General features: G+C 36.6%; 12 protein-coding genes. 3 read left to right on the top strand and 9 right to left on the bottom strand.

Translation table 11 applies throughout. From position 1 onward, the window contains the following. A partial coding sequence (locus F3G86_RS09395; protein ID WP_223228591.1) for a class I SAM-dependent methyltransferase occupies positions 1-407 on the top strand: 407 nt, incomplete at its 5' end. 28 nt (positions 408-435) lie between these two features. Here the strand turns inward: F3G86_RS09395 and F3G86_RS09390 are convergent. The 8 genes from F3G86_RS09390 to dcd all read right to left on the bottom strand — a co-directional run bounded on the left by F3G86_RS09390 (position 436) and on the right by dcd (position 7,992). Then, positions 436-1,776, bottom strand: coding sequence for an ANL family adenylate-forming protein (locus tag F3G86_RS09390; protein ID WP_149723702.1), 1,341 nt, complete (start codon positions 1,774-1,776; stop codon positions 436-438). Beyond that, positions 1,776-2,477, bottom strand: coding sequence for an SDR family NAD(P)-dependent oxidoreductase (locus F3G86_RS09385; RefSeq protein WP_149723701.1), 702 nt, complete (start codon positions 2,475-2,477; stop codon positions 1,776-1,778). Before F3G86_RS09385 ends, F3G86_RS09390 begins: the two co-directional genes overlap by 1 nt. Position 2,478: 1 nt before the next feature. Then, positions 2,479-2,772: a hypothetical protein gene (locus tag F3G86_RS09380; protein ID WP_149723700.1), complete on the bottom strand. Its 294-nt coding sequence runs from the start codon at positions 2,770-2,772 to the stop codon at positions 2,479-2,481. After that, complete coding sequence (locus F3G86_RS09375) at positions 2,769-4,157, bottom strand: MBL fold metallo-hydrolase (protein WP_149723699.1); 1,389 nt, start codon at positions 4,155-4,157, stop codon at positions 2,769-2,771. The genes F3G86_RS09380 and F3G86_RS09375 overlap by 4 nt, the downstream gene beginning before the upstream one ends. Further along, complete coding sequence (locus F3G86_RS09370; RefSeq protein WP_149723698.1) at positions 4,150-5,100, bottom strand: hypothetical protein; 951 nt, start codon at positions 5,098-5,100, stop codon at positions 4,150-4,152. The genes F3G86_RS09375 and F3G86_RS09370 overlap by 8 nt, the downstream gene beginning before the upstream one ends. 15 nt (positions 5,101-5,115) lie before the next feature. Beyond that, on the bottom strand, positions 5,116-6,222 hold the full coding sequence (pseC, locus tag F3G86_RS09365; RefSeq protein WP_149723697.1) for a UDP-4-amino-4,6-dideoxy-N-acetyl-beta-L-altrosamine transaminase: 1,107 nt from the start codon (positions 6,220-6,222) through the stop codon (positions 5,116-5,118). Further along, positions 6,219-7,214, bottom strand: a complete 996-nt coding sequence (gene pseB / locus F3G86_RS09360; RefSeq protein ID WP_103595209.1) for a UDP-N-acetylglucosamine 4,6-dehydratase (inverting) — start codon at positions 7,212-7,214, stop codon at positions 6,219-6,221. Before pseB ends, pseC begins: the two co-directional genes overlap by 4 nt. Positions 7,215-7,431: 217 nt before the next feature. Beyond that, entirely contained in the window at positions 7,432-7,992 is a 561-nt protein-coding gene (gene dcd, locus F3G86_RS09355; protein ID WP_002939953.1) for a dCTP deaminase, read from the bottom strand. A gap of 123 nt (positions 7,993-8,115) precedes the next feature. Between dcd and F3G86_RS09350 the strand changes: the two genes are divergently transcribed. Continuing rightward, complete coding sequence (locus tag F3G86_RS09350; protein WP_149723696.1) at positions 8,116-8,958, top strand: DUF3737 family protein; 843 nt, start codon at positions 8,116-8,118, stop codon at positions 8,956-8,958. A 147-nt stretch (positions 8,959-9,105) separates the two neighbouring features. After that, positions 9,106-9,702, top strand: coding sequence for an effector protein (locus F3G86_RS09345; protein ID WP_149723695.1), 597 nt, complete (start codon positions 9,106-9,108; stop codon positions 9,700-9,702). Positions 9,703-9,704: 2 nt separating this feature from the next. Here F3G86_RS09345 and F3G86_RS09340 read toward each other — a convergent pair whose 3' ends face one another. Further along, the gene (locus F3G86_RS09340; protein WP_149723694.1) at positions 9,705-10,853 is read right to left on the bottom strand and encodes a hypothetical protein; all 1,149 of its coding nucleotides are present in this window, start codon (positions 10,851-10,853) and stop codon (positions 9,705-9,707) included. Positions 10,854-10,898: the final 45 nt, after the last annotated feature.

Below are 10,898 nucleotides of genomic sequence, written 5' to 3'. Positions count from 1 at the left end.
TTGAACAAAAAGATAAGATAAAAGCTATAGATGCCGGAGTTTATTATAAAACTAAAAGCTTTTATATAAGAAGTAACGATGCATGCTCTACATTGCAAGAAAGCGCAGATGGTGGCGAGGGTGAAGAGGTCAAAGTAGCTGCCATAAGTGATGTCATAGATCAAGCTCCAACTTATATAAAAATGGACGTTCAAACTTTTGAAACATACGCACTACTTGGCGTTATGGATGATATCATTAAACATAAACCAAAACTTGCCATTTGTATCTATCATAAATTTAGTGACCTTTGGGATCTGCCTTTACTACTAAAACTATGGGTTCCAGAGTATGAACTTTTTATGCGTCATTACGACTGCACACAAGAAGAAACTGTTATTTATGCGCTACCAAAGAGCTCAAAGTAATTTCTCAAGCTAAGCGGACAAAATCCGCTTAGCCTTTTATCCTACTTTTCTTAAATCTCTCCGTAAATTCAGTTTTTTGCACGACATTAACCCTTGTTGGGATTTTAAAATTATCTAGCTTATCCTTACAAAATTTCCTAACTAAAATCTTAAATCCACTATCATCAATACCATGCTTTAAAACTACGTCACAAGAGACACTTTGTCCAGTGATCGCATTTTGCTCGCCATAAACCAAGCAATCCTCGATCTCATCCATGCCAAGTAACACAGACTCAACCTCGCTTGGTAAAACTTTTTGTCCTCCTACGTTTATGATCTCTTTATTTCTGCCAATTATCTTTATAAAACCTTCATTATCAAGCTCTACCAAGTCACCAGTTTTAAACCAGCCATCATTAGTAAAGCTCTCCATCGACCTATTTAGATAGCCCAAAATTTGCGTTTTACTTCTTAGCCACAGCTCATTATCTACGATCTTATACTCTAAATTTTCATCGTCTATTTTCATAAAAGTAGAGTTAGAAGACTTTGATGATGTTGCTGCTATACCTGTTTCGCTTGTACCAAATGTTTGTAAAAATTTCACTTTTGAAAAGACCGCTTTAAGTCTGTTTAAAAGACCTTCGGGCATAGTCTCAGTGCCGTAAGTTATCATCCTAAGCGAGCTTAGGTCATATTTTTCATAAGATCTATTTATAAGGATCAAATTTAAAAATGTCGGACTAGATGGTAAAACAGCTATCTTATACTCTTCTATAAGCTTGCAAATGTCATCAGCATTTCTATTTTGCGGTATTATCATCGTTGCATTCATAGATAAGATGTTTAACAACGTATTTATGCCACCGATATGGTCAAACATCAAAAAGACTAGCATATTTATCTGCTTTTGCTTTTTATCCCCATAACTATCCACCAATGTGTCCAAATTATGTATCATTGCCTTAGGAGCACCTGTGCTACCACTTGAAAAAAGTATCAAGCCAGCACATTTTGAAGTTTGTAAGTCATTTATGATTTTATGACTTGCTTCACTTTTTATATTTGTAATTACTAATTTTTCATTTTCTAAATTTATTATCTTTGTGCTAAATGACTCTTTGACCTTTCCATCTATCTCTTTTTTTGATGTTGAAGTTATGGGTGCGATTATATTTTTATTCTCATAAAGTGCAAAAAATAGCGCAATGCTAACAAATGAATAATCTGCCAAAATAGCAACCACTTCGCCGCTTTTTATCTTATCTTTTATAAAGCTTTCTATCTCTTTTATCTTTATGTATAGCTCATTGTAACTATACTTTTTGCCATCATAGATTATTGCTGTTTGATCATTATCCTTAAATTTATCAATCATCTTATTCATTAGCCATTAACTCCGCCTAGATACAAAATCTGTCCAGTTATAAATTCGCTCTTTTCATCTATGTAAAAATCAATCACATTTTTTATATCTTCAAAATTTCCAAGTCTCTTTATCGCTTGTTTTTCTAGCAATGCATCAATCTTATCTTGCGGCACAGCTTTGATAAGATCAGTTTTTACTGGGGTAGGTCCGATGGCATTGACTGTAATATTAAATGGCGCAAGTTCTTTTGAGAGAGTTTGAGTTAAATTTTCTATTGCACTTTTACTAGCAGCATAGATCGCTTCGCCTTCTAGTCTCAACGCGCTAGCCACAGTTGTATAATTTACAATGCGGCCAAATTTTTGCCTCATCATAATCTTTCCTACTTCTCTACTAAATAAAAATGTGCCGAGGAAATTTGTAGAAAATACCTTTTTCACGCTTTCAAAAGAGGTAGTTAAAAAATGGTTCATCGAAGCTATACCCGCGTTATTTATAAGTATATCTATCTTATTAAACTCTGTTTTTACTTCCCTTATCATATCAACAACTGCTCTCTCGTCGCTCACATCAAGAACAAAATGCCTATAATTCTTATCTTTTATATTATTTTGACTTCTAGCACAACCGACAACCATATCGCCTTTTTGTAAGTAATATTTCGCTAACTCAAGCCCAATACCCTTTGATGTGCCAGTTATAACTATTACTCTAGCCATTTTATTCTTCTAAGAGATTTTGTATATAGTTAGCTAGTGTTTCTACACTTCTAAAAGGTGATGTCTTTTGGCTCATAGCTCTTTCATCTGCTAAGACAATGCTTTTGTGAAAGTTTTTATAAATTTTATCTTCTAAATCGCCTATTACATAAACCAAACCAAGACTATCTAATGCGCTAGAAGCACCATAAAGCCTAGTATTTATTGTTGGATTTTCTAGCTCTTTGCTTTCTAACTCCTGGTTATATTCCTTTAGCGTTTCAATAATTAAATTTTGTATAGTTTCTAAACTCATCCATTCTCCTTTTTTATAAAAATATAGTCTTTTAAACCATCTGGCTTATACCCTAATGCTTGATTTAGCCTAATTGCTTCACTATTTTCATCATGCATCCATGCATAAAAAACCTGGGCTTCTTGCATTTGCTCTGGAGCTGATGCCAAAGCATACCCAATAAGCCCATTTTGAAAATCTTGTCTAACACAATTTAGTCTAAAATAACAAATTTTTTGTTTGAGCTCATATATAGCCACGCCAGCTACTACATTTTCAAGCCTAACAACAAAGACTGCCTGCTTTAATATTAGCTCCTTCAACTCATCAAAATTTGGCAAATAATCACTCAATGGATCAAACGTTTTATTAATAAGCTCCAAAATTTCATCTACATCATCTAAAGTTGCGTTTTGCACATTTTTAAAGCTTCTATTTTTTTTTGTTGATTTGTATCTAGAATAAATTTTATAAGCCTTAAAGTCTATATCGTATAAAAAATCACTCTTAATCACTTCTGTTGAGACGATCTCGGCTATAATAGGTTCATTTATAAGCCTAAAAAAAGCATCTAAATTTTTTAAATTAGACAAACTATCAACCAAATAATAAAATTTATAAAAACCGTTATGTTTAATGAGTAAAAAGCAATTATTATCACGCACTAGAACTTGTGCTTCGTTTATTATTTTATTAAATTCATCAAAACTAACAAAAAGATTTGTAAATTTCGGACGATTTTTAAAAATCTCAATCGCTCTTTGCACGGCATTTAGCTTATCGCCCAAGATAAAACTTTCGCCATGCCCAGCATAAACGTGCAAATCTGGATCTAGCGATTTAAAAAATGGTAGAGAAATTTCATCGTATCTTGCTTTTGCTTTTGATCCACCTAAAAATGAAGCTTGTGTAGCTTCAAATAAACTATCACCGCAAAATAGCCATCTACCAACTCTTATGCAGCAACTCCCCTCAGTGTGTCCTGGCGTATGAGTAAGTAGAAGTGCATGATCTTGCCACAAAAGTTCGTAACTTTCATCAAATTCTATATCAGCCTTTTGTGCATTAAACTCCACGATATTTTGTCTCTTTGCGACCTTCATAACATCATAGATCATATCGCTAAATCTCGATAAATTCTTGCTTGATGTTGTGATATTCTGGCTCGCCGTCCTTTGTGCGATCACCTTAGCGCCAAAATGATCCCTTAGCTCATTTAGTGCGAATATATGGTCAAAATGCTCATGCGTGATAATGATATACTCAAGTCTTTTCCCTTGCAAAACTTCAGCTATCTTTTTAAAATCCCCTGGATCGATCACGATCGCACTATCTTTACTCATAAGAACATAAGAATTTACACCAAGATCACCACCTTTACAAATTTTAAGGCTGATTTCACTCATCTATAAATCCTTCTAAAACTTTTGCTATATTTGCTAGCGCATTACCATCTATCTTAAGATAGGCATTTTGGCAAATTTCATTAACTCTATCAATGTTTAAGTTTAATAAATTTGCATAGGCATCACTGATATTTCCTAAATCATTCATCATCTTTAACTCGCCAAAACTCTTCACCACATAAGCAAGATACTCCCACTGCACCCCACAAACTGGCACTCCAAGCGTCATAGCCTCATATCCGCTCATGCCGCCTAGAGTAAGAAGTACGTCATGTTTTTTTAGTAATCCTATCAGATCAGCTGGGCTATCGATAAAATCCAAATTTGTTTTTTTTACGCTTCTAATTCTTATTTTTCGCTCTTCACTCATGGCAGGACCTAGCACAAGCGTGTAGTGATGTTTGTCGTTTTCTTTAATAACATCTGCGAAATACTCACTAAACATCGCTGGATCAGAGCCACCAAAGGAGAGTAAAACATTTTCTAACTGCTTTTTTGGTATAAATTTAGTTCGGTTTTTTAAAACATTCTCGCCAACTATATAATAATTAAACGAACGAAAAACTTTAAATTTGCCATGTGGTGCAGGATAGTTAAACTCATCAGCTATGATCAATACATCAGGCTCAAAGCCATATTCAAGAGTGTTAAAGCTCACTATCTTTTGTGCTCCAGCGCCTCTTACAAAATCACTCAAGCTTTTATCGGCATCTAGCAAATCATTGATATAAATTTTAGGTTCTAATCTGGCTATCAACTCTTTTGAATGCTCTAAGCTTTCGCTTCTAAAAGCATTTTGACTAAACCTAGAAAATAGCTTTTCATCACATTCAAAAACAGCTCTTACTTCATGCTCTTTAGCAAGAAATTTCACAAGTTCATAGCATCTAGCAAGATTGCCTATGCCTATCTTTTCATTTCCTCGTGCATGAATTACAATCATTTTTTAACTTTAAAATCAAACATTACTTAGCACGTCAAAAAGCGTGCTTGCAACAAATTTAGCATCATCCACGCTCATGCCATGGTGGCATGGCAAGCTAAGCTCGGCGCTATAAAATTTCTCCGCATTTGGCAGCGAAATTTCACCAAGAAGCGTTTTATAAAAGCTAAATTTATATGTTGGCTTATAATGTACCTGCACACCAACGCCCTTTTGCAAGAGTGCTTCAAAAATTTGTTCTTTTTTATCCCAAAATTTCTCATCCAAAAGCACTGGATATAGGTGTCTTGAGCTAGTTGTATTTGCTGGAATTTTTATGATTTTAAAATATTCACACTCGCTAAATTTCTCATCATAAAATTTAGCTATCTCATTTCTTTTGGCGATAAAGCCATCCAGCCTTTTTAGCTGACTAAGCCCTAAAGCGCAGGCCACGTCTGTTATCCTGTAGTTGTATCCAAGCAGGCTCATGTCGCTATCCCAAAGCTTTGTTTTAGCGATGCCGTGGCTTCTATAAAGCCTTGCAAGTCTTGCTAGTTCGTCGTCATTTGTAGCAAGCGCACCGCCCTCAAGCGTGGTGATAGGCTTTACAGGGTGAAAGCTAAATATACTAATATCAGCCTTGACACCCACTTTTACGCCGTTTTGCACGCTACCAAGAGCGTGAGAGGCGTCGTCTATCACTTTTATGCCGTGTTTTTTGGCTAAATTTATGATCTTATCTAGCTCCACTGGATTGCCACCGTAATCAACCGCAGTTATCACCTTTGTCTTTAGTGTGATTAGAGCTGGAATTTTCTCTTCATCGATGTTGCCATTTGCTTTTACGTCGCAAAATTTGACCTGCGCTCCTGCCATCAAAGCCGCATTTGCAGTGGCTGCAAAGGTGATAGGCGTCGTGATCACTTCATCGCCAGCCTTGACGCCAAGGCTAAGATATGCTACGTGTAGGGCTGAAGTGGCTGAGTTCATGGCGATCACGTGCTTTACACCAACATACTTTGCTAGCTCCTCTTCAAATTTACTGACCTTTTGGCCACCTGTTAAGATGTCATCTTTTAAGGCATCTGTGACTGCCTTTATGTCCTCTTCTGTGATCTGCTGACGGCTGTAAGGGATCATTTAGCATCTCCTATCATCTCAAGAAGACCCGCTCTATCGAGCCAAATTTTATTTGTATTTGAGCTATATTCAAAGTCCTCGCTCACTGGTTTGCCCTTTTGATGAAGAGCATTTGTCGAGAAGTCTTGCGCTGTTAAAAACTGGATAGACGGACTAATAACATAATAATCATCAAATTCATAAGTTAAATGCGCATCATCTCTTGAGATCATCATCTCATGCATCTTTTCGCCTGGGCGAATGCCTATGATCTTGACGCCAAGGTCTGGCGCAAGAGCTTTTGCAAGATCGACCATCGTCATCGATGGTATCTTTGGTATGAAAATTTCGCCGCCTTTCATCCTCTCAAAGTTTTTAAGGACGAAATTTACACCTTGCTCAAGTGTGATCCAAAACCTAGTCATCTTTTCGTGAGTGACTGGCAGCTCTTTTTCTCCTTGTGCGATTAGCTTTTTAAAGAGCGGCACGACTGAACCACGAGAACCAACAACATTTCCATATCTTACGACGCTAAATCTCGTCTTTTTACTTCCAGCGACATTATTTGCGGCGATAAAGAGTTTGTCGCTTGCTAGCTTTGTAGCTCCATATAAATTTACAGGGTTGCACGCCTTGTCAGTTGAGAGCGCGATAACCTTGCTAACGCCACACTCCAAAGAGGCGTCGATGACATTTTGGGCGCCATCTATGTTTGTTTTGATGCACTCCATTGGGTTGTATTCTGCGATTGGTACGTGTTTCATTGCAGCTGCGTGAATGACGTAGTCTATGCCGTTCATCGCGGTTCTTAAGCGCTTATAGTCCCTCACATCGCCGATAAAAAAACGCATAGCCTTGTCTTTAAAGACTTGAGCCATTTCATATTGCTTTAGCTCGTCGCGTGAGTAAATAACTACTCTTTTTGGCTTATATTTTTTTAACAAAATTTCGGTGTATTTTTTACCAAAACTTCCTGTTCCACCGGTGATCAGTATTGCTTTGTTATCAAACATTTTGCGCCTTTTTATTAGTCATTTTTTGATTTATAAATGGCTAATTTGAATTATTTTTTATAATTTTTTAAGCAAAAGCTGTGCCAAATTTAAAATTTGTTTATCAAAGCTCTGCTCTTTCTAGCTTCTATTTCGTCAAATTTTCGTTATTGTTTAGGGTTTTTCGTAAAAAATGGGAGATAAATTTAGCCTTTGCAAAGTCGCAAAGGCATGAAAATTACTTCAAAATTCTAGGTAGCGTGATGCCTTCTTGGGCTTGGTATTTGCCATTTTTATCAGCATATGTCACTTCGCAAGGCTCATCACCCTCGATAAATAGCACCTGCGCGATGCCTTCGTTTGCATAAATTTTCGCAGGAAGTGGCGTCGTGTTTGAGATCTCTATCGTGATATGCCCCTTAAATCCCGGCTCAAAAGGCGTCACATTTACGATGATGCCGCACCTTGCGTATGTGCTCTTGCCAAGGCAGATCGCCAGCACGTTATCAGGCATGTTGAAGTACTCGATCGTACGTGCTAAAGCAAAAGAATTTGGCGGCACTATGCAGACATCGCCTTTAAAATCGACCACATTTTTCTCATCAAAATTCTTTGGATCAACGACGGTTCCGCCGATGTTTGTGAAAATTTTAAACTCATCGCCCACGCGGATATCGTAGCCATAGCTAGAAACGCCGTAGCTAACGACGCCGCGACCCACTTGCTCCTCGGCAAATGGCACGATCATCTTCTTTTCAACCGACATTTTCCTTATCCAAGAGTCTGATTTTAAACCCATTTTTGCTCCTTTTTTGGGGCGATTATAACGCTTTGCGTCTTTAAAGTAAATTTAATGGCATTTTGCAATAAATTTTGAGAAAATCAGTATAATTTTAAAAGAAAAATTTAATAAAGGACAAAAATGCAAGAGAGAAACGCTGAAATTTTCACTGGCGAGCGCGCGATGTTTGGGGCAAAGGGGATAAATTTTACTAACTGCATCTTTGAAGATGGCGAGTCGCCGCTAAAACACAGCTCAAATTTAAAGCTAAATGAGTGCGTTTTTGCCTACAAATATCCACTTTGGTACGCAAGCGACATCACGCTAAATGGCGGATACTTGGAGCCTCTAGCAAGGGCTGGCATGTGGTACAGCAAAAATTTAAGCTTCAAAGACGTGCTCATAAATGCACCAAAAAGCTTTAGAAAAAGCTCGCAAATTTCACTAGAAAATGTAAATTTCTCAGACGCTGCCGAGACACTTTGGGGATGCGAGGACGTGAAGATAAAAAATGTCTTTGCAAAAGGGGACTACTTCGGGGCAAATAGCGAAAATTTAGAGATCGATGGGCTAAGCTTGGACGGCAACTACTGTTTTGATAGCTGCAAAAATCTTCGTGTCACAAACTCAAAGCTCATCTCAAAAGATGCCTTTTGGAACTGCGAAAACGTAGTCGCGCAAAACTGCCTCATCTCAGGCGAATATCTAGCCTGGAACGCAAAAAATGTGACGCTCATAAACTGCACGATAAAGAGCTTGCAAGCACTTTGCTACGTGGAAAATTTGGTCGTGAAAGATTGCATTTTTATGGACACAAGCCTTGCTTTTGAATATTCAAGCGTCGATGTGAGCACAAAAAGCAGCATAAAAAGTGTGAAAAATCCAAAAAGTGGCGTCATAAGAGCTGGCAAGATAGAGGAGATCATCATAGACGGCAGCTTAGTCGATACAAGCAAGATAGAGATAGTCACGGATGAAATTTGATTTGTTTTTAAAAAACATTTGCTACACAACTCAAATTTTTAAAATCAAAATAGCTCGCGGACAAAAAATCTTATAAATTTCGTAAAATTTAATAACTTTTATCCTAAGAAGCAGTAAAATAGTTACACTTTTTTGATCGGAAATGATATGAAATTTAAAGATTTTAAAGAAAAAAACAGTAGCAACTATGATTTTTTCGCAGCTGATGAGATGAGCTATAAAGAATTTGTACAACTAAGCTTTAAAGAGTTTTTAACAAGCGATAGTGGCTCAAAGTGGCAGCTTGACATAGATGATAAAAGGTTTAACTCATTTCCAAATTTCACCCAAAAACATCAAATTTGCATATCGAATTTAGACTATGAAGATAATGTTTTTCAGTTTAGAATTTGCTCTGAAAACAACGTATCAAGCCTTGGCTACCGCATGTTTACGAGCTTTGATAGCGCTCATAAAGACTTTGTCACAGACGATATCAAACACTCTGATGAGGTTATGATGAGCCTAAAGCTTGGCGAGCTTAAAGAGTTTCCTTGCATATCAAAATGCGGCTGGTGGATCAAAGATATCTGGCGAGATATGTATCCTATCTTGGACGAGACTAGCAGTGAGGGCTTTGTGGCTGGCATTATAAAAAACGAATTTACCAAAAAGATGACCGAGATAAATGAGTGCCTAAAAAACGCTCAAGATGGCGGCAAGCTTGACAAAGTGATCGCCAAACTAAAAGATAAAATCAACTAAATTTAGAAATTTCCACCCACAGCACAAGAGCTAGCTGGATATGAAGTAAGTCCGTAGTCAGCTGACTCAACGTTATAAAAGTCTAAATTTGCACTTCGCGAGATGATATATTCAAAGCCTTTTTGATTTAGCTCGATCAAAATTTCAAGCTCCGTATCTCTTTTGCAGACTATGCTTTCAAAAAAGTGAGAGAAGAAAGAAATTTTGACATTTTCTTTTTGTATTGAGTGATTTAGCATGAGCTCCATGTTGCTAAAAATTTTAAAGATAGTTTGATTTGTCTCAAATTTACCAAACCTCGCATAATAATTTTGCAAATTTGCATCATTTAGTACGATGTTTTTAGTGCAATTTTTTGTGATCTGCTCATAGATAAGACCAAAGAGTTCGATCGAAGCATTTTGATTATCCATTACTCTATTTGCGTGATTTGTAACAACTACAAAGCCATCTTTTATCTCGTATTTTTCATTTTTATAATAAAAGCTAACATTTGCCACCTCTTGCTCGAAACGCTTTTTATAAGCAAAAGGCAAATAGTTTAAAACGCCCATTTTATCGATAATGGCTGAACTTCTTACGCCACCATCTAGCTCGTGCTGCATGAAGTATCTTATGAAGCTGCCTTGCTCTATGTCAAAGCTGTTTAAATACTCGATCTTATCAAGATAGATGCATCGGTAGAGCTTTACAAATTCTTGGTTTAGCCTCAAATTTATCTCATCTTGTAGCTCGCCGTATTTTTCAGTTTGATCCGCGTCTATAAATTCGATGATATTCATCTGCTTTTCGATCTTATCTTTTACAAAGATTGAAATTTTCACATCCTGCATCTCATAAAAGCACTTTATCGTATCTGTGGCACTTTTGGTGATATCTGTTTTAAATTTCTTAGCAAGCTCTGCTTTTTTAAGGGTGAGCGAAAAGTCGCCATTTTTTAGTTTATTTTGTGAGTATAAAAGATAGAGCAGCTGCTCATAGACCATGAGATGTGAGTAGGTTAAAAAGGTATTGTCCACTACAATGACGTAGTAGCAACGCGTTATAGAGTACCTTTTGTTATTTTGCAAAAATTCATCATAAATTTTTAATTTGCTTGGGGATTTACATACCTTAAAAACATCGTATGATTCTAAAAATATATTTTCCATTAATACCCCTTTTTACCTTTGCAAAAATATTACATAACTATTCTT

Origin of the sequence: Campylobacter concisus, assembly GCF_902460595.1 — a bacterium.
GTDB lineage: Bacteria > Campylobacterota > Campylobacteria > Campylobacterales > Campylobacteraceae > Campylobacter_A > Campylobacter_A concisus_BL.
Note: the sequence above shows the minus strand (reverse complement) of the source record. Positions and strands in the feature narration are given on the sequence as shown.

What these genes read in the sequence shown, in the direction of transcription:
- F3G86_RS09390 (WP_149723702.1), bottom strand. Translation starts at nt 1,776, where the DNA reads ATGAATAAGATGATTGATAAATTTAAGGATAATGATCAAACAGCAATA.
- F3G86_RS09385 (WP_149723701.1), bottom strand. Translation starts at nt 2,477, where the DNA reads ATGGCTAGAGTAATAGTTATAACTGGCACATCAAAGGGTATTGGGCTT.
- F3G86_RS09380 (WP_149723700.1), bottom strand. Translation starts at nt 2,772, where the DNA reads ATGAGTTTAGAAACTATACAAAATTTAATTATTGAAACGCTAAAGGAA.
- F3G86_RS09375 (WP_149723699.1), bottom strand. Translation starts at nt 4,157, where the DNA reads ATGAGTGAAATCAGCCTTAAAATTTGTAAAGGTGGTGATCTTGGTGTA.
- F3G86_RS09370 (WP_149723698.1), bottom strand. Translation starts at nt 5,100, where the DNA reads ATGATTGTAATTCATGCACGAGGAAATGAAAAGATAGGCATAGGCAAT.
- pseC (WP_149723697.1), bottom strand. Translation starts at nt 6,222, where the DNA reads ATGATCCCTTACAGCCGTCAGCAGATCACAGAAGAGGACATAAAGGCA.
- pseB (WP_103595209.1), bottom strand. Translation starts at nt 7,214, where the DNA reads ATGTTTGATAACAAAGCAATACTGATCACCGGTGGAACAGGAAGTTTT.
- dcd (WP_002939953.1), bottom strand. Translation starts at nt 7,992, where the DNA reads ATGGGTTTAAAATCAGACTCTTGGATAAGGAAAATGTCGGTTGAAAAG.
- F3G86_RS09350 (WP_149723696.1), top strand. Translation starts at nt 8,116, where the DNA reads ATGCAAGAGAGAAACGCTGAAATTTTCACTGGCGAGCGCGCGATGTTT.
- F3G86_RS09345 (WP_149723695.1), top strand. Translation starts at nt 9,106, where the DNA reads ATGAAATTTAAAGATTTTAAAGAAAAAAACAGTAGCAACTATGATTTT.
- F3G86_RS09340 (WP_149723694.1), bottom strand. Translation starts at nt 10,853, where the DNA reads ATGGAAAATATATTTTTAGAATCATACGATGTTTTTAAGGTATGTAAA.